The following is a 21,606-nucleotide window of genomic DNA, read 5'->3' on the forward strand; positions in this document are numbered from 1 at the left end:
GCGTTACTGGTCCAGAATTCAGGTTCAACACTGGATCACCCCGGAAGGACAGGCGCAGGCGTGGGCAAGACCGACGATTCGACATCGCTGAAAAGCACCCCCTTGATCGAGGCCGAGCGCCAGGTCGAGAGCTTCCGGCAAGTGCGCGAGGCGCACCGGATGGAACTGGTGGAGGACTATGTCGAGCTGATTTCGGACCTGCTGGCCGATGGCGGCGAGGCCCGCCAGGTCGACATTGCCACGCGCCTGGGTGTGGCCCAGCCCACCGTGGCGAAGATGCTGCGGCGCCTGGCCCGTGATGGTTGGGTGGTGCAGCGGCCGTACCGCGGCGTGTTCCTGACCCCGGAAGGCGAGGCGCTGGCCCATGCCAGCCGCCAGCGGCACCAGACCGTGGAGCGTTTCCTGCTGGCGCTGGGCGTGGACGCAGACACCGCGCGGCGCGATGCGGAGGGCATCGAGCACCATGTCAGCGAACAGACGCTGGCGTTGTTCGAGGCATTCGTGCGCAGGGCCGAGGGCGGCTGAGCCACGTTTCCTGTAGAGCCGAGCCATGCTCGGCTGCTGTTCGCGCGATGACAGGGAGCATCCACGCATGGCGTGGATCTACAATCCAGGCGGGCAGCGCGCCTGCTGTTGCGCGCACGCGCGTTTCGTCCATTCCTTCAACACTGGCTGCAGGCCTTCATAGCGCCGGCCCTGCCATCCGTTGGCCAGCACCTTCCCATCCGCATCGATCAGCACCAGGTTCGGTGGTGCCAATCCGGCCAATGCCTGCAGTGCCGGCATGCGCGCGGCGCGGCGCGGGTCCAGCACCGGCCACGGCATGTCCTGCGCGTGCATGTAGCGGCGAAGCGCGCTCTCGCTCTCATCCTGGCTGACGTACACCACTTCGGTATCGGCGCCGGCTTGGCGCAGGGCATCACGCACGCTGCGCAGCGTGGGTACGAAGGCATGGCACGGTGCACACCAGTCGGCGCCGAAGTACAGCGCCACCAGTTTCGGCGGCGACGACCACTGCATCGGCCGTAGCGATCGCTGCTCCGGCCGCATCAGCGAGGCCGAAACCTGCGCGTGCAGGTCCGCAGCCATCGCCGGTGCGGCCAGCAGCACGGCACAGGCCAGCACCAACGCTCGCAGAGCTTCAGAACGCATAGCGCAGGTTGACGTACCACGAACGTGCAAAGCGCGGCCCGTAGACATAGTCGCTGTCACGCAGCGCGCCCACTTCCAGATCTTTCTGGCGCTGATCGAACACGTTCTTGACGCCCGCGGCCACCGACACTTCCTGCTGCGCCTGCGTGCCCAGATGGCGGTGCCAGCGCGCTCCGAGGTCGGTGACCAGGAATGACCGCGTGCGGTGCAGCTCGCCCAGCCGGTTGTTCAGCACCGACATCGGCCCGGTATGGCGCAGCGCGACGAAGGTTTCCCACGGTTCGGCCGGAATCCAGCTGAGCTGTGCCAGGCCGGTCCAGCGCGGTGTCTTCAGGTAGTCGCGGCTTTCGATCACGGTGTCACCGCCGTCGCCGGTGTCATCGAAGATGCGCTGCGGTTCGCGGAAGCGTGAGCGGTACCACGAGGCACCGGCGGTCAGGCGCCACTGCGGCGACGGCTGCCAGCCGAGGTTGGTTTCCGCGCCCAGCACGTTGGAGCCGGAAGCGTTGTAGCGCAGCTGGCTCAGCTGGCCGTCATCGCCGCGCTGGATCTCGCCCAGCGCGAAGGTGTCGCGGATGCGTGCATAGGAGGCGGTGGCATCCCAGCTCCACACCGGATTGGCCGGGTCCGAACGCCAGTCGAAGCCGAACAGGGTGGTCAACGCGCGTTCCTCTTTCAGGCCATCGGTGTTGCGCACGCGCACCTGCTCGCCACCGAGGGTATCGACATGTACGTCCTCGACGAAAATCTCCGGTGCACGGAAACCGGTGGCGACGCCCGCCCGCCATTTCAGGTTCGGAGTGGCCTGCCAGGCCAGCGCGATGCGCGGCGAGAACACCGCGCTGTCCAGCTCCGAGCTCTTGTCCACGCGTGCGCCCAGTACCAGGTCGACGTTGTCGCGCAGGCTCCACTCGTCCTGGATGAAGGCGCCCAGGTTGTGGAAGGTCGCATCCTCCAGCACCGCGAGACGCTGCCCGTCACCGGTGCGGTTGTCGTCGCGCAGCGCCTCGTGCTTGTACTGCACACCGAAGGCCAGCGCATGCGCGCCGCGGCGCCAGTTCAACTGGCTGTCGATGTAGTGCAGCGGGTTGTGGGTGCGGCCGTACTGGCGCCACGAACGCGAGGCCGCGCTGCCGGCCAGGTTGCGGTCAAGCTGCAACGGGTCATGGCCGGGCGCCGAGGGGTCGGTGACCACGTCGCCCAGGCCGCCGTAGAAGCTGTCGCGGTCGATGTCGGCGAAGGCGTAGGCCAGGCGGAAATCGACGTCGGCGGTGATCTCCTGGTCCCACGACACACTGCCGCGGCGGTATTTCGTATCCAGCGATTCGGCGATGTTGGCCAGGTACTCTGGCTGGTCCAGGCGATTGCCGCCGCGGCGGGTTTCATCGGTCACCTGCAGGTCCAGGCGCAGCCGCGTGCCCGGCGTGGGCGCGTACCAGGCCTGCAGCCCGCCGACCTTGAGGTTCTTGCGGGTGATCTCGGTGTAGCCGTCACCGTTGTAGTCGATGCCACTGTTCCAGTTGCGCTGGGCAATCACCGACAGACCGGCGTCTGCGTCCTTGGCGACCAGGTCCAGTCGAACGTCGGCGTTCTTCTGAGGTGTACCCTCCAGCACATCCACGCCGGCCTGCACATGGCCACCGCTGCGCGTCGGCAGCGGCGGAATCAGGTTGATCACACCGGCAACCGCGCCCGGTCCGTACAGCGACGAGCCACCGCCCTTGACCACTTCGATGCGGTCGACGAACCCGGCCGGGATCTGTTCCAGGCCGTACACGCTGCCCAGCGTGGACAGCAGCGGGATGCCATCGAACAGGAGCTGGTTGTAGGCGCCGGGCAGGCCCAGCAGCTGTACTTCGCTGGTGTTGCAGTTCTGGCAGTTGCTCTCCACGCGCAGGCCGTTGATCAGCTCGGCGGCGCGCGAGAAGTCGGTGGCCGCGCGCAGCGCGATGTCTTCCTTGCGCAGCACTTCCGTGCGGATCGGCACGTCCGACAGCAGGCGTTCACTGCGCGTGGCGGTGCTGACCTTGACCTGCACACGGTCCAGTTCGGTCGGTTTCGGAGTGTCAGCCAGTGCAGGCAGCGGCAGGGCCAGGGCAATGGCGGCGGCCAGCGGCAACCTTCGGAAGCGGTGGGGGATAGAGCACATGAGGGCGTCGTCCTTGGGGGAAGAAAGGCGGCGAGGGCGACCTGGCTGATGCATATGGAAGCAGCGGCTTATCAATATAGCAAGTGCTATATAACGAAGCCGCAGCAATTCCGAGTGGAGCGCCGGCCGGGTCAGATCAGTGAGTGTTATAACATTACATAAAACAACCACAAACCTGCCGGTGGTCATGTCCGGAGGATGGAGTTGCCGTGTGGGCAGTGAGGTTGGGGTCAGAGCCCTTTCCTTTGGAAAGGGATCCGACCCCAGGGCGCGATCGTCAGCCGCGGCGGAATGCGGCGGGCGTGCGGGCGCCGACGATGATCATGCGGATCATCGTGGAGATCTGTTCGACCAGCTCCGGATCCTTCTCCGGCGGCAGGTCCATGGCGGTGGCACCCATCGCGAACACCAGCCGGGTGATGGCCTTGGCCACCAGTTCGGGGGCATGCAGTACGGCGCCATCCAGTGCGGCCAGGCGCACCAGGTCGTGCTGCAGCTCTTCCTCGAAATAATGCAGCTCACGTTCGACTGCGTGCTTGAAGTCGTCCGAGCCGACCGCGCCTTCGCGCAACAGCACGTGCAGCAGCTTGTCGTCGGCGCGCAGCTGTTCCATGAAGGTCTCCACCGAGACCCGCACCACGCTGGTGGCGGTGGAGGTGGCACGCTGGCGCGCCTGGCCGATGATGGTGCGCAGCGAGCGGCCGGCCGCGTCGATCAGCGCTACGGCCAGTTCGTCCATGTCGCGGAACTGCCGGTAGAAGCTGTTCGGCGCGATGCCGGCCTCGCGTGCCACTTCGCGCAGGCTGAGCGTGGACAGGCTGCGGTGCGGCCCGATCAGTTTCAGGGCGGCGGCCAGCAGATCCTCGCGGCTCACCGTACGGCGGGCCGGGCTGTTGGCATCTTCAGGCGTCGACAAGACGGTGGCGGCGGCCATGGCGGTTCCGGTGGGGCGAGGCTGAATCATACCCAATTCGGTTCAATATACACATGTATACACAGGTGTATGTGCGCCCGTATAGTGCGCCTATGAGCGCTGTCGTCCGTCCATCCCTGTTCTCTCCGTACCGCTGGGTCTCGCCGTCGCTGTTCGATTTCTGGGCGGGCCAGCTCAATCCCCTGTGGACCCTGCGTGAGCCGGTGGCCCGCCTGGTCCGGCGCGAGCCGGCCGGCGAGGGCGCGGCGACCCTGGTCCTGCGCACCAACCGGCACTGGGCCGGCATGCGCGCGGGCCAGCACGTCACCCTGGGCGTGGAGATTGAAGGACGCCTGTGGCAGCGCAGCTACAGCCCCACTGCGCTGGGACCGCGCGAACTGGCGATCACCGTCAAGGCGGTCGAGGGCGGCCGGGTCAGCCAGCATCTGGTCAACCATGCGCAGCCGGGCGAGCTGTTCCGCCTGGAGGCTGCGTTCGGAGAATTCCAGCTGCCGGCCGCGGCTCCGGTATTGCTGCTGGCGGCCGGTAGTGGCATCACGCCGATGCGCAGCCTGCTGCGCGAAGCCTGCCAGCGCCCGCTGGCCGCGCCGGTGGACCTGTTCTACTGGGAGCGCAGTGCCGCCCAGCTGCAGTTCCGTGATGAACTGCAGGCACTGGCCGCGCGCCAGCCGAACCTGCGAGTGCACCTGCTGACCACCCGCGAGGGTGATGTGCCTGCCGCACGCATCGATACCCACGATCTGCAGGTGGCCGGCGATGACACCCCGTTGGCGCAGCGCCACGTGCTGGCCTGTGGCCCGGATGGATTCGTTGCCGCTGCGCGCGAACGCCTGGCGCACCAGGTTGCGGGTTTCCAGGCGGAAGCGTTCACTCCGCCGGCGCCGTTGCGTGATGCCAGCAGCGAAGGCGAAGTGTCGCTGACCCTTGCCCGCAGTGGCCGCCAGCTCAGCGTGCCGCGCGGCCGCTCGTTGCTGGAAAGCCTCGAAGCCCATGGCATCAAGCCCAAGCATGGCTGCCGCATGGGCATCTGCAACACCTGCAGCTGTGACCGCGTCAGTGGCGCCACCCGCCACCTGCGCACCGGCGACCTGCAGTCCGAATCGGCACAGCCGGTACGGATCTGCGTGAGCGCACCGACCACCGACCTGACCCTGGATCTCTGAGGACGCCTGCCATGACCCGCGCCACCGACCGTGCCCTGAGTACTGCCGAGATGCATGCCTTCGGCGAGGAACTCGACGCGATCCGCGACCGTGTGATCGGCAGCCTCGGCGCCTCCGATACCCGCTACATCCGCCGCGTGGCCGCCGCCGTGCGCTGGTTCGGCGTGGGTGGCCGTGGCCTGCTGTTCCTGGCGGCGTTTTCGCCGCTGTTCTGGATGCCGCTGCTGTGGCCGGCCGCGATCACCGGCACGCTGCTGCTGGCGCTGTCGAAGATCCTGGAGAACATGGAGCTGGGCCACAACGTGATGCACGGCCAGTTCGACTGGACCGGTGATCCCAAGCTCAATGGCAACACTTACGAGTGGGACATCGTTGCCACCGCCGACAACTGGCGCAAGACCCACAATTTCCGCCACCACACCTACACCAATGTGCGTGGCATGGACGATGACATCGGCTACGGCCTGCTGCGCATCTTCCCGGAACAGCGCTGGAAGCCGTTCTACCTGCTGCAGCCGATCATCGCGCCGATCTTCGCACTGCTGTTCCAGTGGGGCGTGGCCGCGCAGGACCTTCGCCTTGGCCGCTGGCTGAAGGGCCGCATGAGTGCCCGTGCGATGTGGCTGCAGACCCGCCCGGTGGCGCGCAAGATGCTGCGCCAGGTGCTGAAGGACTACGTGTTCTTCCCGCTGCTGGCGGGTCCGTTCTTCCTCACCGTGATGCTGGGCAACCTGGTTGCCAACGGCCTGCGCAACATCTGGACCTACGTGATCATCTTCTGCGGGCACTTCACCGCCGAATCGGAAACCTTCCCCAAAGAGTGCCTGCGCAATGAGTCGCGCGGCCACTGGTACCTGCGCCAGCTGCGCGGTTCGTCCAACATCAGCGGTGGCTTCCTGATCAACGTGCTGTCGGGCAACCTCAGCCACCAGATCGAGCACCATTTCTACCCGGATCTGCCGGCCAATCGCTATGCGGCCATCGCCAAGGAAGTGAAGGACATCTGCCGCCGCTACGGCCAGCACTACAACAACGGCTCGCTGCCGCGCCAGTTCGGCCAGGTGGTCTGGCGCATCCTGCGCCACGCATTCCCGAGCAAGCCGCGCCGCCTGCCGATGCCGGACATCATGTCCGCACCGGCATCGGCCAACGCGGGCTGATCGACTCAGCCCGCCTTCGCCAGGGCCGCCTGCTCGCGGTCCAGGCGTCGCAGGAACACCTGCATTTCCTTGCGTGCCTGCTGGTCGCCCTTGCTGCCGGCCACGCTCAAGCCCCGCTGCCATGCCTCACGGGCCGCCTGTGGCTGACCACTGGCCAGCCAGGCTTTGCCCAGCAGCTTCCAGGCTGCCGAGTACTGCGGATCAAGCACCACGCAGCGGCCCAGGTGGGTTGCCGCGCGTACCGGGTTGCCGGCATCCAGCCAGCCCTTGCCCAGGCCGAAGCGCAGCAGTGCGCCGTCCTTGCCTGCGGCAAGCATGCATTCCAGAGCTTCGATGTTCATCCGCGCACCTCCACCAGCAGTTCGGCCGGGCCGGGCTGGAAGCGGCCGCGATGGAACAGCAGTGGCGCGCCGCCGTTCTCGTGCACTTCGATGATGCGGCCGGCCAGCAGCAGGTGATCGCCCACCGGCCACTGCGCGTGGCGGGTACAGGTGAGATGGGCGACCGCACCGGTGATGCGGGGCGGAGCGTCCTCGTCGTCATCCAGCAATGCCAGGCCGTCGAAGCGGTTGCGGACCTGCGGATCGGCGAAGCGCCGGGCCAGCGCTTCCTGGTCGGCCGCCAGCACGCTGAGCGCAAAGCGCGTGGCGCGCTGGAAGGTGGACAGGCTCTGTGCGTGCAACGCCAGGTTCCACAGCACCAACGGTGGCTGCAGTGAGACCGGCACGAACGAGTTGATGGTCAGGCCGACCGGCTTGCCCTGTGCATCGCGCGCGCAGACGATGGCCACGCCGGTCGGGAAATGGCCGAGCAGCCGCCGCAGGGCACGCGGCGGCATCTCGACCGATGGCACCGGGGCCGGGGCGGGGAACACCCCGGCCCACGGCCCGGCGTAGGGCAGTGTCTCGCCGCTCATGAGGCCCGGGCCTGGTGGTAGCGCCGGCCGACTTCGGCCCAGTTGATGATGTTGAAGAAGGCGCCGATGTAGTCCGGGCGGCGGTTCTGGTAGTGCAGGTAGTAGGCGTGTTCCCAGACATCCAGTGCGAGGATCGGGGTGTGGCCGGACAGGCCTACGGCTGCACCCATCAGCGGGCTGTCCTGGTTGGCGCTGCTTTCCACCTGCAGGCGGCCATCGCGATCGCTGGTCAGCCAGGCCCAGCCACTGCCGAAGCGGGTCTGCGCGGCCTTGGTGAAGGCCTCCTTGAAAGCATCGAAACCGCCGAGGTCACGGTCGATGGCGGCGGCCAGTTCGTCATCGGGTGCACCACCGGTGGTGCTGAGCACGGTCCAGAACAGGCTGTGGTTGGCGTGGCCGCCGCCGTTGTTGCGGACCGCGCCACGCTGGGCCTCGGGCACGGCATCGAGGTTGGCGATCAGCGCCTCGACCGGCTGCTCGGCGATGCCGGCCTGCTCGATGGCGGCGTTGAGATTGTTGACGTAGGTCTGGTGGTGCTTGCTGTGGTGGATCTCCATCGTGCGCGCATCGAAGTGCGGCTCGAGGGCGTCATAGGCGTAGGGGAGCGGGGGAAGCGAGTACGACATCGAAGCAATCTCCGTGGGGAAGGCCAGGGGGCTGGCCGTGGGGAGATCGTTATCGCACCTCAACATTGGTTGAGGTCAAGGGCAGAAGCGATGGACATCGAGGCATGGTAGTGCCGGCCGCTGGCCGGCAACCCGACCCGCCCTGATTGCCGGCCAGCGGCCGGCACTACCTTTCACTACCTCAACTCAACCAGTCCTTGCACGCGCCATCTACCTGATCGCCGCACGCTTGCTGCATCCTCTGCTGCAGCCGCGCCAGTGTCTCGGCACCCTGGTGCTTGCCGCTCCACGCCTTCAGCTGCCCGGCCAGGCGCTCGAAACGCTGGCGGGTGCGCTGGTGGTAACCCGACGGCTGCGCCTCCAGTTCGGCGATCAGCAAGGCGGTGGCCTGCTCGATGCGCGGCGCGTCGTTCGGCGCCAGCTTCAGCAACCCTTCCACGTACAGCACGCCCCATTGCACGCGGGTGGCCGGGCCCTGCGCACCGTCGTAGGCACGCTTCAACCACTCCAGCGCACCGGCAGTGTCGCCGCGGTGCTCGGCCAGTTCGGCCAGCTCGGGCATGTAATAGTAGGGCTGCTCGCTGCGCTTCAGCTCCGCCAGCAACAACGCCTCGGCACCGGCGTCGTCACCGACCTGGCGCAGTGCGTAGACCGCGCTGCTGATCGTGGCCTGGCGTGCATGCGCATCAGTGGCGGTGGCGTCGGCCGCGGCCACGCGCTGCTTGACCCGATCAACCAGCGGCGCGGGCAGTGCGCCCTTCGGCTGCTGCTGGCGGGCCAGCGATACTTCCGTCAGTGCGCGCGACAATGCGTCGTCGGCGCGGTCGCCGCGCTCGGCATCTGCGCGTTCCAGCGCGACCAGCAGCTGCTGGCCCAGCGTGTTGCGGGTGGCCGGCCCAGTACTGGCCTGCGTGACCAGCTGTGCGCCTGCATAGCCCAGCAACTCACGGTTGCGGCGGACTTCGGCCGGCTGCGCCAGCACGGCCTGCAGCAGCTCGCGTACTTCGGTAGGCGAGCTGGCGGGCGTGTCGGCGGTGGCCAAGGCCAGCAGGGCGAAGCGGCGCTGCAGGGCGGCATCCGGTGCCGCCTTGGACAGCTGGCGCAGTACATCCTGACTCCTGCGCTCGCCGGCCAGGCGGTTGGCGTCGACTTCCCAGCCGTAGTCGCTCAGTACCTGCCAGTCTTCTGCAGCCAACTTCTCCGGCGTGGCCAGGGCGGTGGCCAGAGTGGCAGCGATTGCACTGCGGCGCCCGGCGGCGACGGTCAATGCCCGGGTCAGTTCGGCGGCGTCGTTGCCACCGGCCACGCGTGTAAGTTCATTGCGCTGTGGGTCCAGCACGATCAGGGTCGGGTAGCCGCGCACCCCGAAGCGTTCGCCCCAGGCCTGCGCACCTTCCTCGTCGCCATCCAGGTAGACCGGCACGAACTTGCCGGTCAAGGCGATGAAGGCCGGGTCCTTGAACAGGCCGGCCTTGAGCTGGTTGCACGGTGGGCACCAGACCGCGCCCCAGTACAGCAGCACCGGCTTGCCGCTGTCTGCGGCTTCGGCGAAGGCATCATCGACGTCACCCTGGCGCCACGCGATTCCCTTGGCCGGCGCAGGTGCCTCGGCGGAGTTGGCGGTGGAAACCGGGGCCGGGGCGCAGGCACTCAGCGCCGAAGCCAGCAGCAACACGGAAAGCGCGACGCGCATCGGCGGCATCTCGAAGGGGGACAGTCCATTGTAGGAATGGCCGGGGAGTGTGCTGATTCAGTTTGCTTATATCGGCTGGGCAGCTGGGCATGACACCCGCTGCCTTCAGGCGGCCGCCCGCACCATCTGCTGGTAGACCAGCCCGTTGAACTCGCCGGCCTCACCGTCAATCACGAAGCCATAGCGCAGATAGGTCGGCACAGCGTTGAGCGATGCGCGTACGGTCAGGGCCGGCTCGCGTACCTGAGGCAGCACCGCCTCGAACAGTGCATGGCCGATGCCCTGTCCCTGGCAGCCGGGATCGACGAACAGCATCGCCAGGTGGCGACCTTCCTTCAGCTCGACCACGCCGACGATACGGCCGTCCTGCTCGGCCACCAGGATATGGTTGTCGCCGTGCAGGCGTTCACCGAACGCATCGGCGGCGGCGACATTGCCGAACGTGGCGATGCCGGTTGCGCTGAGCGAGGGCGCCACCGCCGCAGTGAACGCGGCCAGGCACACCGCGCTGATCGCGGGCAGGTCATCGACGCGGGCAGGGCGGATCGTCGGCATGCAGTGTTCTTCCCGTGGCGGGCTGCGCGTCATCGCTGCCCCGTGCCTGCACGCTAAGCTGCAGGCATGAGTGATTTCAATCCCGCGTACGCTGCGTTGTTTCCAGGGCAGGGCTTGAGCCTGGGCCTGATGACGCCGGTGGCGTCGCAGGGGCTGGCCGATCCGCATCAGGCGCGGCGCATCGCGCGGTTGGCCGACGATCTTGGTTTCGCCGCGTTGTGGGCGCGCGATGTGCCGCTGATGGTGCCGCAGGGTCCGGACGCGACAGCAAGTGCGCTGGACGATCCGTTCCTGTGGCTGGGCATGCTGGCGGCCGCGACGGGGCACATCGTGGTCGGCAGCGCGGCCATCGTGCTGCCATTGCGCCAGCCGCTGCAGGTGGCGAAGTCGGCGTTGAGCCTGGACCGGATCAGCGGCGGACGCTTCGTACTGGGCCTGGGTTCGGGTGACCGCCCGGAAGAGTTCGCCGCATTCGGCGAGGATCTGGAGGGCAGGGCGGCGACCTTCCGTGAGCGTTGGACGTTGTTGCGGGCGGCGCTGTCACCGGCCGCCGATGAGCGCACCGCCGCATTGCAGGCCACTGGTGGCTTCGACGTGCTGCCAGCGCCGGCAACCCGCATTCCGATGCTGGTGGTGGGTACCGCGCGGCAGAGCCTGCAGTGGATAGCGCGTGAGGCCGAAGGCTGGGCCACCTATCACCGCGAAGAGGCCGCGCAGGAAGGGCGCATCGGCCTGTGGCAGCAGGCGCTGGCGCAGCGCGGCGGGCCAGGCAAGCCGTTCGTGCAGTCGATGCTGCTGGACCTGCAGGCAGATCCGCAGGCGCCGCCCGAGCCGCTGCCGCTGGGCCTGAAGGTCGGCCGCGAAGGCCTGCGTGAGTATCTGCTGCGCGCGCATGCGCAGGGCGTGGCGCATGTGATGTTCAACCTGATCGATAACGGGCGGACGATGGATGACGTGCTGCGCGAGATCGGGGAGCAGGTTCTGCCGGATATGCCCGGGTAGGTGTCCACCTTGGTGGACACGCTCTCGCCGCTGCGCCCGCTGAACTGCTGAGCGTTTCCTTCAGTAGCCGAGGCAGAAGCAGTCGAGCACCGCTCGACTCTACATGCAGCAGGCATCTGCGTATCATTCGCATTTGATATCCCGATGCCGGAGCCCCGCGTGACCCAACGTTCCCCCATGCACCCGACCGGACGCCTGTTCGCCGCGGTCGCTTTTATCGAGGCCGTGACCTGGGCCGGCCTGCTCATCGGCATGTGGATGAAGTACGGCCCGATGGCCAACGTGGCGCTGGTGAAGCTGTTCGGGCCGCTGCACGGCGTGGCCTTCCTGGTCTATGTGGCAGTCACCCTGTTTGCTGCCGTGCGCCTGCGTTGGCCGTGGTGGGCCAGTGCCCTGGCCCTGCTGGCAGCGATCCCGCCGCTGGTGACGCTGCCCCTGGAGTGGTGGTTCAAGCGCCGTGGCCTGCTCGGCCTGCGTGCAATGCGCTGAACCCAGTGTTACGCGCCCATTCAAGAGAATGGGTATCAAATGCAAATACGAGCCGTTATCATTTGAGGGTGGCATCTGGCCCTGAGCAGGGTCGGTGCCGGGTGGGGCGCGCAGGCGCGCCCGGCCAATCCTTTCCTGTTACGGCTGGTGTTTCATGCACGCACGTCCCGTCGTTCCCGGCTTGCCGGCGCTGGTGTTGGCTGCCCTGATTGGCACCATGGCGATGATGTCCTTCGTCGCCGTGATCGGCCCGGTGGTCCGCATGCTCGGTTTGTCCGAGTGGCATGCCGGGCTGTCAGTCACCGCCGCAGGCGTGTTGTGGATGCTGGCCGCGCGCCCCTGGGGCCAGCTCAGCGACCGCATCGGCCGCAAGCGCGTGCTGATGCTGGCGATGAGTGCCTACACCGTGGTCTACATCGCGCTGGCGGTGTTCATCGACGTGGCCCTGCAGGCGGTGCCGCCGGTGCTGGTGTCAGTGCTGGTGCTGGTCGCTGCGCGCGGCCTGATCGGCCTGTTCTACGCAGCGGTGCCTCCTACCGCAGCTGCGCTGATCGCCGACAAGGCACCGACCGGGCAGCGTGCGAAGTTCCTCGCCCGCCTGGGCAGCGCCAACGCATTGGGCATGGTGCTGGGCCCGGCTGCCGCGGGTTGGCTGGCCTATACGAACCTGTCGCTGGCGCTGTACGTGGCCGCACTGTTGCCACTGCTGGCGTTGGCGCTGCTGGCCTGGCGACTGCCGGCCACACCGCCTGTAATGGGCGTTTCCGCCCAGCGCCGTGCGCCGATGAGCCGCCTCGACCCGCGCCTGCGCCTGCCGCAGCTGGCGGCGTTCATCGCCATGGTTTCCGTGACCATCGCGCAGGTCACGGTTGGCTTCTTCGCGATTGATCGCCTGGGCCTGGATGCGGCGGCCGGTGCGCGCATGGCCGGCATCGCGCTGACGGCGGTCGGCGTTGGCCTGATCCTGGCGCAGGCGCTGGTGATGAAGCTGGAGGTTCATCCGCGCCGCTGGATCGCCCTCGGCGCCGTGATCTCAGGCATCGGCTTTGCTTCGGTGGCGGGCGTGCAGCAGGCCTGGCAACTGCCTGCGGCCTACGCACTGGCTGCATTCGGCATGGGCTTCGTATTCCCTTCGTTCCAGGCGTTGGCCGCCGACGCGGTGGAGGCGCACGAGCAGGGCGCCGCCGCCGGTACTGTCGCTGCCGCGCAGGGACTGGGCATGGTGGCCGGGCCGATGCTCGGCACGCTGGTGTATCGCGGCGGGCCCAGCCTGCCATACCTCCTGGTCGGCGCGTTGCTGCTGTTGCTGTGCGCGCTGGCCGCAGTGCATCGGATGAAGGAGACCCCATGAACGATTCCCTGATGCAGGGCGCGTGGCCGGAGGCTGCGCCCGCGCCGCAGGAGAGCAGCGACGACGCGACGCTGTTCCTGCTGCAGCACGCTGGCCAGCACGTGCACGCACGCGGTTGCCGCGCCACGCTGCCGGCCGGTGCGCTGGCGACGTTGGCGGAACGCGTTTCGGTGTTCTTTGCCCAGCAGCGCGGCGGCCCGGGCCTGCTGGTTGGCGCAGTCCCATTCGAACCCCGTGCCGACGACGCGTTGTACCAGCCCGAGCGCCTGCTGCCAGCGCTGGCACTACAGCCACAGGCCGCGCCAGCGCTGGAGGGTGCCCTGCAGGCCGAGCCTTCGGCGCAGGCGTACGCGGCGTCGGTGGCTGCGGCGGTGCAGGCACTGCGCGCGCCCGAACTGGACCTTCAGAAGGTGGTGCTGGCGCGCAGCCTGGTGGCACGCACCCACCGGGCGCTGTCTCCGGACGTGCTGCTGGCACGGCTGGGCGCGGATCCTTCGGTGGCGACCTATGCGGTTCCGCTGCCGGTGGAAGTGGGTCAGGCGCCAGCGTGGCTGGTGGGCGCGACCCCGGAACTGCTCCTGCGCAAGCGTGGTGCTGAGCTGTTGTCGCACCCGCTGGCGGGGTCTGCGCGGCGCTGCGCCGATGCTGCCGAGGACGAGCGCGCCGCGCAGAACCTGCTGGCCTCGACCAAGGACCATGACGAGCACCGTCATGTGGTCGAGGCGATCGTCGAGGGTCTGGCGCCGTATTGCAGCCACATCGATGCACAGCCGCGGCCGGCGCTGCATGCCACCGCCAGCATGTGGCATCTGGGCACACGCATCCATGCCACGCTGAAGGATCCGCACACGTCGGCCGCCGAGCTGCTGGCGCAACTGCACCCTACGCCGGCGGTCTGCGGTACGCCGCGGTTGGCGGCGCTGCAGCGCATCCGCGAGCTGGAAACGGTGCCGCGCGGCTTCTATGCCGGCGCCGTGGGCTGGTTGGATGCGCAGGGTGACGGCGACTGGTATGTGGCACTCCGCTGCGCACGCCTGCAGGGAATGCAGCTGCGCCTGTTCGCCGGCGCCGGCATCGTTGCCGACTCGCAGCCCGAGGCCGAGGTGGCCGAGACCGCTGCGAAGTTCGCCGCCCTGCTGAATGCGCTGGGTGTCCATGAATCCGCGCCTGCGATCGAGCCTGCCGCATGACTACCTCCACTGACGCTTCCCGCCTGGCACTGCAGCAGGTGTGGCCGGATGACCTGATCGCGCGCTATCGCGAGGCCGGTCATTGGCGTGGCGAGACCTTTCCGGCGTTCCTGCGCGAACGTGCAGAACGCTATGCCGATGACATCGCGGTGGTCGCCGGCGACGTGCGCCTGAGCTATGCGCAGCTGTGGCACGAGGCCGGGCGGATCGGTGCAGGCCTGCTGGCGCTGGGCCTGCAGCCTGGCGAACGGGTGCTGGTGCAGCTGGGCAACACCGCAGGCTTCATCACCACGGTCTGCGGCCTGTTCCGGGCCGGCCTGGTGCCGGTGTACGCGCTGCCGGCGCACCGCATCACCGAGCTGGCGCACTTCGCCAACAAGGCCGAAGCCAGTGCCTACATCACCACGCCACTGCACGATGGCTTCGATCATCGCGGGCTGGCGCGGGCACTACAGGCCGAGGCCCCGGCAGTGCGCCATGTGGTGATCGACGGCGATGCGGCGGAGTTCATCGCGCTGGAGGCGCTGCAGGGTGACCGCAGCCAGCTGCCGCCCAATCCGGACCCGCAGTCGGTGGCGTTCCTGCAGATTTCCGGTGGGAGCACCGGGCTGTCCAAGCTGATTCCACGCACGCATGACGACTACATCTATTCGTTCCGTGCCAGCAATGAAATCTGCGGCATCGACCGCGACAGCGTCTACCTGGTCGCGCTGCCGGCCGCGCACAATTTCCCGATGAGCTCGCCCGGCTTCTTCGGCGCGTTGTATGCCGGTGCCCGCGTGGTGCTCAGCCCCGGCCCCGGGCCGGACGCCGCATTCCCGCTGATCGCACGGGAGCGGGTGACCTGCTGCGGCCTGGTGCCGCCGCTGGCGCTGCTGTGGGCGCAGGCCGCCGCCACCAGCAAGTATGACCTGTCGAGCCTGCAGGTGCTGCAGGTGGGCGGTGCCAAACTGGTGCCGGAAGCCGCACGGCGAGTGATCGACGGCCTTGGCTGCACGCTGCAGCAGGTGTTTGGCATGGCCGAAGGCCTGGTCAACTACACGCGGCTGGATGATCCGGAGGACCTGATCGTGGCTTGCCAGGGTCGGCCGATCAGTCCGGACGACGAAGTGCGCGTGGTCGATGACCATGACCAGCCGGTGGCCGAAGGCGAGGTGGGGCATCTGCTCACCCGTGGCCCGTACACCATCCGTGGCTACCACAACGATGCGGTGGCCAATGCGCGCTCGTTCACCGATGACGGCTTCTACCGTACCGGTGACCGCGTGCAGCAGCTGCCCGGGGGCTACCTGGTGGTACAGGGGCGTGCGGGTGACCACATCAACCGGGCGGGCGAGAAAATCTCTGCTGAAGAGATAGAGGACCACCTGCTGGCACATCCGGGCGTGTTCGATGCGGCCGTGGTCTCGATTCCCGACGAGTACCTGGGCGAGCGCAGCTGCGCCTTTGTGATCCCGCAGGGCGAACCGTTCAAGGCGCCGGCACTGAAGGCCTGGATGCGCGGGCGCGGCCTGGCGGCGTTCAAGGTGCCCGACCAGATCGTGTTCGTCGACAGTTTCAATACCACGGCGGTCGGCAAGATCAGCCGCCGCGAATTGCGCGCGCAGCTGCGTGCGCGTCATCTGCAACAGACAGGAGGAACGCGCTGATGGCGCTGCCCCGTATCACCGACTATCCCTTGCCGACCGCCGCCGAACTACCGCAGGCGCGTGGCCCGTGGCGCCCGCAGCGCGATCGTGTGGCTTTGCTGGTGCACGACATGCAACGCTACTTCCTGGCGGCATTCGACGCCGGCAGCACGCCCTTGCGGCCGGCGGTGGACAACATCGTGCGCCTGCTGGCGCACTGCCGCGCGCAGGGCATTCCGGTGTTCTACACCGCCCAGCACGGTGACCAGGACCGTCGCGACCGCGGCCTTCAGGCCGACCTGTGGGGACCGGGCATGCGTCGCAGCGCCGATCATGAGCCGATCATCGAGGCGCTGGCGCCGCAGCCGGGCGAGCATGTGCTGGTCAAGCATCGCTATAGCGCCTTCCAGCGCAGCAACCTGGAGACGCTGATGCGGGTACGTGGGCGTGATCAGCTGCTGGTGACCGGCGTGTACGCCCATATCGGCTGTACCGCGACCGTCGTCGAGGCCTTCCAGCGTGACATCGAGGCCTTCATCGCCGCCGATGCGGTGGCGGACTTCTCGCGTGCCGATCACGATCAGGCGCTGCACTGGATCGCGCGCACCTGTGGTGTGCCGATGACCACCGATCAGCTGCTGGAGGTGCTGTGATGGCTGCCATGGGTGAGGCGCTGGATCTGGAGCGGATGCGCGCCGACGTGGCGCGCGTGCTGGAGTGCACGCCGGCCGAGATCGGGGACGACGACAACCTGATCGACCTGGATCTGGATTCAATGCGCATGCTCGGCCTGGTCCTGGCCTGGGGCAACACTGGCCTGCCGCTGGAGTTCTCGCAGTTGGCCGAGCACACCACGCTGCGCCGGTGGTGGGGTGTGGTGCAGCAACTGCAGGCCGCGCAGAACGCATGAACGCCGCAGCGCTGGCCACGCCGGTGGCGTTGACCGAGGCCCAGGCGGGGCTGTGGTTCGCACAGCGGCTGGCACCGGACAATCCGTCATTCAATACCGCGCACGCGGTATGGATCGACGGCCCGCTGGACGTGGCCGCGTTCGTCGCAGCCGCAGACCAGGCTGCGCGCGAGGCCGAGGCTTTCGCATTGCGCTTTGCCGAAGGTGCCGATGGCCAGCCACTACAGTGGCATGACCCGGCACACGTGCCGTTGCTTTCGGTGCGCGATGTTTCTACCGAGGCGGATCCCGCCGCTGCGGCACGCAACCTGATGCACGCCGACCGGCTGAGCCCGGTCGATCCCGCCCGCGACCGGATCAGCCAGCAGGTACTGTTCGATCTGGGTGGCCTGCGCTGGGTCTGGTACCTGCGCGTGCATCATCTGGCGGCCGATGGCTACGGCATGGCGCTGTTCACTGATCGGGTGTGCGCGTTGTATGCCGGTCGTACCGGTGAGTCACTGCCGGGGCTGGCGGGCGTGCTGGCCGATGATGCCGCGTTTCGTGCCGATCCGCGCCGCGTGCAGGCCAGGCAGTGGTGGCGCGAGCACATGCAGGGCGCACCGGCAGGTGCAGGCCTGGCCGGCACGCTCGCGGCCAGTGACGACGCGCTGCGCTGGGTGCAGCCGCTCGATGCGGCATTCCGTGAGCTGTTGCTGCAGGCTTCGGTGCGTTGGCTGCAGCCCTGGCCGGATGTGCTGGTCGCGCTGGCGGCCGAGTACCTGCGGCGGATGAGTGGCGCCGATGAAGTGGTGCTGGGCGTGCCCTACATGGGGCGGTTGGGCAACGCGTCGGCGCGGGTGCCGGCGATGGTGATGAATGTGTTGCCGCTGCGCGTGGCGGCCGGCGAGGGCAGCGTCGAGGCCTTTGCCCGGGGCCTGGGTCGCCAGCTCAGTCAAGGCCGCAGGCACGGCCGCTACCGGGGCGAGCAGCTGCGCCGGGACCTGGGCCTGGTCGGCACGCAGCAGCGCCTGCATGGTCCATTGGTGAACGTGCAGCCGTTCTACAGGCCGCTGGCGCTGACCGACGTGCAGGCGACGCTGGAGGTGCTGTGCACCGGGCCGGTGGATGACCTGGCGCTGGCTTTCCGTGGCAATGGCCAGCACCTGCTGGATCTGGAGATCGAGGCCAATCCCGCGCTGTACAGTCGCGAGGATGTCGAGGCGCACGCGGTGAGGCTGCTGCATTTCGTGTCGGCGGCGCTGCAGGCTGACGATATCGAAACCGTACCCTTGGCGACGCCCATGGAGGCGCAACAGGTGCTGCAGGGTTTCAACGCCACCGCGCACGCGCTTCCTGAGACCACCTTGGTTGAATTGCTGCAGCAGGGCATGGATCGGGACCCGCACACGCCTGCGCTGGTGTTCGGCGATGCGACGCTGGATTACGCGACGCTGGAAGCGCGCAGCTTCGCGCTGGCGGCACAGCTGCGGGCAATGGATGTCGGCCCGGGCAGCGTGGTGGCGGTGGCATTGCCGCGCTCGCTGGAGCTGGTGATCGCGCTGGTCGCGGTGCTGCGTGCAGGCGCGGCCTATCTTCCGTTGGACCTTGCCCATCCCGACGAGCGGCTGGCGCGCATCTTCGCCTCGGCGCAGCCGGTGTGCGTTCTGGCTGCGGCGGAGATTTCGGCGCGCACGGCCGGCGTACCGGTGCTCGCGCCGGAGCAGTGGGCCGCGCTGAGCTTCGCTGCGCCCTGGGCCGATCCGGCGCCCAGCGATGCGGCCTATGTGATCTATACCTCCGGTTCGACCGGCGAGCCGAAGGGCGTGGTCATCGAACACCGCGCCATCGTCAACCGCCTGCTGTGGATGCGCGAGCACTACGGCATCCGCGCCGATGACCGCGTGCTGCAGAAGACCCCGGCCACCTTCGATGTGTCGGTCTGGGAGTTCTTCCTGCCGTTGCTGTGCGGGGCAACGCTGGTGATTGCCGGGCCCGATGCGCATCGCGACCCCACTGAACTGGCCCGCTTGATCCGTGGCCATGGCATCACCACGGCGCATTTCGTGCCGTCGATGCTCGATGCCTTCCTCGCTGCACCGGCCTCCGAAGGCCTGCAGCTGCGACGGGCATTCACCAGTGGCGAGGCGCTGGACGCCGCGTTGCGCGACCGCTTCCACGCGCGCATGCACGCCGAGCTGCACAACCTGTATGGCCCGACCGAAGCCGCGGTGGACGTCAGCTACTGGCCGGCGTCGGCGCAGGATCGATCGCGGCCGGTGCCGATCGGCTTCCCGGTCTGGAATACCCGACTTTACGTGCTGGACGCGCGGATGCAGCCGGTGCCGGTCGGTGTGGCCGGTGACCTTTATCTGGGCGGTGTGCAGCTGGCGCGCGGCTATCTCGGTCGCGAGGACCTGACTGCCGAACGCTTCCTTGCCGATCCTTTCCTGGCGGGCGAGCGCATCTACCGCACCGGCGACATAGCGCGCTGGCGCAGCGATGGCGCGGTGGAGTACCTGGGCCGCAGCGACCATCAGGTGAAACTGCGCGGCCTGCGCATCGAGTTGGGCGAGATCGAGGCGGCTTTGCGCGAACTGCCGGGCATGGAGCGGGTGGAAGTGCTGCTGCGCCAGGATGCGCCCGGCGACGCGCGTCTGGTGGCGTATGTGCCGACTGCGCTTGCCGATGCCGTGATGCTGCGCAGCCATTTGGCCACGCGTGTGCCGGACTACATGGTGCCCTCGGCGTTTGTCGGCGTGGACCACTGGCCGGTGACCGCCAACGGCAAGCTCGACCGCAACGCGTTGCCGAAACCATCACAACATGAGGTCGCCGGATTGGCGCCGCGGGCGCCGTTGGAACAGGAGCTGGCGTCGCTGTTTGCCCAGGCACTCGGGCGAGAAGCGCCGGTGGCGGTGGATGCGGATTTCTTCAGTCTCGGCGGTGACTCGCTGTCGGCGGTGCACCTGCTGCTGGCGATCGAACAGCGCTGGCGCTGCGATCTCGGTCTGGGGGCGTTGTTTGCCCAGCCCACCGTGGCCGCGCTGGCGGTTCGCATTGCCGAGCCACCCGCGCTGGCCGATCACGCACTGGGGCCGGTGATCGCGCTGGCCGCGACCGACGCTGCCGGGCCTACGCCGCTGTTCGTGCTGCACCCGGCCGGCGGCATCGCCTGGAACTACCGCACCCTGGCCCGGGCACTGCAGCCGGCACGCCCGGTATATGGCCTGCAGTCGCCGGCACTGGACGCGCGGCAGCCGCTGCCGAGCAGCATCGAGGCGATGGCCAGCGACTACGTACAGCGCGTGGTTGCATTGCAGCCAAAGGGGCCGGTACACCTGCTGGGCTGGTCGGTGGGTGGCATCCTCGCGCAGGCAATGGCGGTGCGACTGCATGAGATCGGGCGCGAGGTCGGCGAACTGGTACTGCTGGACGCCTATCCCAGCGAGTGCTGGCGGGCCGAGCCGGAACCCGATGCCATCGCCGCATTGCGGGCACTGCTGGCGATTGCCGGGCATGACCCGGATGCGCATCCGGAACTGGACAGCCGGGAGCGCATTCTCGCGTTCCTGCGTCGCGGTGGCAGTGCGCTGGGTAGCCTGCCGGATGTCGTGCTGGATGGCGTGGTGCGCGCAGTGACCGGCACCAATCGACTGATCCGTGAGCATATCCACCGGTCGTTCGATGGCACGCTGGTGCATGTGCGTGCGGGCCGGGATCACCAGGCGCGGCCACAGTTGCAGTCGGCGTTGTGGCGGGCACACGCGCGTAGGGTGCAGTCGTTGGAACTGCCGTTCCTGCATGCAGAACTGACCGGCCGCGATGCGGTGGCGCAGCTGGCGCCGTGGTTGTCGGCGCGGTTGCGCCAATGGGACGAGCAACAGGAGATCGCAACATGCAGTTGACCGGCTTTGAAGGCCGCGTGGCGCTGGTCACCGGCGCTGCCGGCGGCATCGGCGAGGCACTGGTACGGTTACTGGCCGAGGCCGGTTGCACCGTGGTGGCGACCGATCGCGAGGCGCCTGTTACGGCAGATGTGCGTGTGCATACCTTCGCACTCGACGTGACCGACAGTGCCGCCGTGGACGGCTTGGTGGATCAGGTCGAGTCCCGCATCGGGCCGATCATGCTGGGCGCCAGCGTGGCCGGTGTGCTGCATGTGGGCGGCGTGACCGAGACCGGCGATGACGACTGGCGCCGGGTGTTCGCGGTGAACACCGACGGGGTGTTCCATGTCGGGCGTGCCCTGGCGCGGGTGATGTCGCCGCGCGGGCAGGGCGCGATGGTTACCGTCAGCTCGAATGCGGCCGGTGTGCCGAGGCATGGCATGGCCGCCTATGCGGCATCCAAGGCCGCCGCCACCATGTTCACACGCTGCCTCGGGCTGGAGCTGGCGCCGTTGGGCATCCGCTGCAACATCGTCGCCCCGGGCTCGACGCTGACCCCGATGCAGACCTGCATGTGGCAGGACGAGCACGGCGCCGAACGGGTGATCGCCGGCAACCTGGAGACCTACAAGGCCGGCATTCCGCTGCGCAAGCTGGCCGCCCCCGAGGACATCGCAAACGCGGCGATGTTCCTGCTCTCCGAGCAGGCCGGGCACGTAGCGATGAGCGACCTGTACGTGGACGGCGGCGCCACCCTGCGCGCCTGAGCCCCGACCGCCGCTGCCCGGCAACGGTAGTGCCGGCCGCTGGCCGGTAGTC

General features: G+C 68.2%; 20 protein-coding genes. 12 read left to right on the forward strand and 8 right to left on the reverse strand.

What is annotated here, in order from left to right:
• The first annotated feature begins 60 nt into the window (after window positions 1-60).
• Complete coding sequence (mntR, locus tag ACM0PK_RS09290; protein ID WP_005416934.1) at window positions 61-525, forward strand: manganese-binding transcriptional regulator MntR; 465 nt, start codon at window positions 61-63, stop codon at window positions 523-525.
• Window positions 526-603: 78 nt separating this feature from the next.
• Here the strand turns inward: mntR and ACM0PK_RS09295 are convergent, their stop codons facing one another.
• The 3 genes from ACM0PK_RS09295 to fabR all read right to left on the reverse strand — a co-directional run bounded on the left by ACM0PK_RS09295 (window position 604) and on the right by fabR (window position 4,235).
• A complete protein-coding gene (locus ACM0PK_RS09295) occupies window positions 604-1,152 on the reverse strand; it encodes a thioredoxin-like domain-containing protein (protein ID WP_111200602.1) in 549 nt (182 codons plus the stop codon).
• Window positions 1,142-3,301, reverse strand: a complete 2,160-nt coding sequence (locus ACM0PK_RS09300; RefSeq protein WP_111200601.1) for a TonB-dependent receptor plug domain-containing protein — start codon at window positions 3,299-3,301, stop codon at window positions 1,142-1,144. The genes ACM0PK_RS09295 and ACM0PK_RS09300 overlap by 11 nt, the downstream gene beginning before the upstream one ends.
• Before the next feature lie 277 nt (window positions 3,302-3,578).
• The gene (gene fabR / locus ACM0PK_RS09305) at window positions 3,579-4,235 is read right to left on the reverse strand and encodes an HTH-type transcriptional repressor FabR (protein WP_180885353.1); all 657 of its coding nucleotides are present in this window, start codon (window positions 4,233-4,235) and stop codon (window positions 3,579-3,581) included.
• Between the two features lie 92 nt (window positions 4,236-4,327).
• Between fabR and ACM0PK_RS09310 the strand changes: the two genes are divergently transcribed.
• On the forward strand, window positions 4,328-5,398 hold the full coding sequence (locus tag ACM0PK_RS09310; RefSeq protein ID WP_172412121.1) for a ferredoxin reductase: 1,071 nt from the start codon (window positions 4,328-4,330) through the stop codon (window positions 5,396-5,398).
• A gap of 11 nt (window positions 5,399-5,409) precedes the next feature.
• Window positions 5,410-6,558 carry a fatty acid desaturase family protein gene (locus tag ACM0PK_RS09315; protein WP_005416924.1) on the forward strand — a complete coding sequence of 383 codons (1,149 nt, stop codon included), beginning with the start codon at window positions 5,410-5,412 and terminating at the stop codon, window positions 6,556-6,558.
• 5 nt (window positions 6,559-6,563) lie between these two features.
• On the opposite strand, the gene ACM0PK_RS09320 is transcribed toward ACM0PK_RS09315, so the two are convergent.
• The 5 genes from ACM0PK_RS09320 to ACM0PK_RS09340 form a co-directional block, all read right to left on the reverse strand.
• On the reverse strand, window positions 6,564-6,899 hold the full coding sequence (locus ACM0PK_RS09320) for a tetratricopeptide repeat protein (protein ID WP_053498539.1): 336 nt from the start codon (window positions 6,897-6,899) through the stop codon (window positions 6,564-6,566).
• Window positions 6,896-7,474: a flavin reductase family protein gene (locus ACM0PK_RS09325; protein WP_139727235.1), complete on the reverse strand. Its 579-nt coding sequence runs from the start codon at window positions 7,472-7,474 to the stop codon at window positions 6,896-6,898. Before ACM0PK_RS09325 ends, ACM0PK_RS09320 begins: the two co-directional genes overlap by 4 nt.
• A complete protein-coding gene (locus tag ACM0PK_RS09330; protein WP_065179196.1) occupies window positions 7,471-8,100 on the reverse strand; it encodes a superoxide dismutase in 630 nt (209 codons plus the stop codon). The genes ACM0PK_RS09325 and ACM0PK_RS09330 overlap by 4 nt, the downstream gene beginning before the upstream one ends.
• Before the next feature lie 181 nt (window positions 8,101-8,281).
• On the reverse strand, window positions 8,282-9,802 hold the full coding sequence (locus tag ACM0PK_RS09335) for a thioredoxin family protein (protein WP_414607590.1): 1,521 nt from the start codon (window positions 9,800-9,802) through the stop codon (window positions 8,282-8,284).
• 96 nt (window positions 9,803-9,898) lie between these two features.
• Window positions 9,899-10,348 carry a GNAT family N-acetyltransferase gene (locus ACM0PK_RS09340; protein ID WP_171957138.1) on the reverse strand — a complete coding sequence of 150 codons (450 nt, stop codon included), beginning with the start codon at window positions 10,346-10,348 and terminating at the stop codon, window positions 9,899-9,901.
• 66 nt (window positions 10,349-10,414) lie between these two features.
• Here ACM0PK_RS09340 and ACM0PK_RS09345 point away from each other — a divergent pair, with 66 nt between their 5' ends.
• The 9 genes from ACM0PK_RS09345 (at window position 10,415) to ACM0PK_RS09385 (ending at window position 21,554) form a co-directional block, all read left to right on the forward strand.
• Window positions 10,415-11,350, forward strand: a complete 936-nt coding sequence (locus ACM0PK_RS09345; RefSeq protein ID WP_414607591.1) for a TIGR03571 family LLM class oxidoreductase — start codon at window positions 10,415-10,417, stop codon at window positions 11,348-11,350.
• A 177-nt stretch (window positions 11,351-11,527) separates the two neighbouring features.
• The gene (locus ACM0PK_RS09350; protein WP_032129991.1) at window positions 11,528-11,839 is read left to right on the forward strand and encodes a DUF3817 domain-containing protein; all 312 of its coding nucleotides are present in this window, start codon (window positions 11,528-11,530) and stop codon (window positions 11,837-11,839) included.
• 154 nt (window positions 11,840-11,993) lie between these two features.
• Complete coding sequence (locus tag ACM0PK_RS09355) at window positions 11,994-13,190, forward strand: MFS transporter (protein WP_065196141.1); 1,197 nt, start codon at window positions 11,994-11,996, stop codon at window positions 13,188-13,190.
• Window positions 13,187-14,380 carry an isochorismate synthase gene (locus ACM0PK_RS09360; RefSeq protein WP_414607592.1) on the forward strand — a complete coding sequence of 398 codons (1,194 nt, stop codon included), beginning with the start codon at window positions 13,187-13,189 and terminating at the stop codon, window positions 14,378-14,380. Before ACM0PK_RS09355 ends, ACM0PK_RS09360 begins: the two co-directional genes overlap by 4 nt.
• Window positions 14,377-16,029 carry a (2,3-dihydroxybenzoyl)adenylate synthase gene (locus tag ACM0PK_RS09365; protein ID WP_134971884.1) on the forward strand — a complete coding sequence of 551 codons (1,653 nt, stop codon included), beginning with the start codon at window positions 14,377-14,379 and terminating at the stop codon, window positions 16,027-16,029. The genes ACM0PK_RS09360 and ACM0PK_RS09365 overlap by 4 nt, the downstream gene beginning before the upstream one ends.
• Window positions 16,029-16,661 carry an isochorismatase family protein gene (locus ACM0PK_RS09370; protein WP_049465418.1) on the forward strand — a complete coding sequence of 211 codons (633 nt, stop codon included), beginning with the start codon at window positions 16,029-16,031 and terminating at the stop codon, window positions 16,659-16,661. The genes ACM0PK_RS09365 and ACM0PK_RS09370 overlap by 1 nt, the downstream gene beginning before the upstream one ends.
• Window positions 16,661-16,918 (forward strand): phosphopantetheine-binding protein, encoded by a 258-nt coding sequence (locus ACM0PK_RS09375; protein ID WP_072167534.1) that lies wholly within the window; start codon window positions 16,661-16,663, stop codon window positions 16,916-16,918. Before ACM0PK_RS09370 ends, ACM0PK_RS09375 begins: the two co-directional genes overlap by 1 nt.
• Window positions 16,915-20,805 (forward strand): enterobactin synthase subunit F, encoded by a 3,891-nt coding sequence (locus ACM0PK_RS09380; protein WP_414607593.1) that lies wholly within the window; start codon window positions 16,915-16,917, stop codon window positions 20,803-20,805. Before ACM0PK_RS09375 ends, ACM0PK_RS09380 begins: the two co-directional genes overlap by 4 nt.
• The gene (locus tag ACM0PK_RS09385; protein WP_414607594.1) at window positions 20,796-21,554 is read left to right on the forward strand and encodes a 2,3-dihydro-2,3-dihydroxybenzoate dehydrogenase; all 759 of its coding nucleotides are present in this window, start codon (window positions 20,796-20,798) and stop codon (window positions 21,552-21,554) included. The genes ACM0PK_RS09380 and ACM0PK_RS09385 overlap by 10 nt, the downstream gene beginning before the upstream one ends.
• Window positions 21,555-21,606: the final 52 nt, after the last annotated feature.

Source organism: Stenotrophomonas sp. FR010 (assembly GCF_047520755.2).
Classification (GTDB): domain Bacteria; phylum Pseudomonadota; class Gammaproteobacteria; order Xanthomonadales; family Xanthomonadaceae; genus Stenotrophomonas; species Stenotrophomonas sepilia.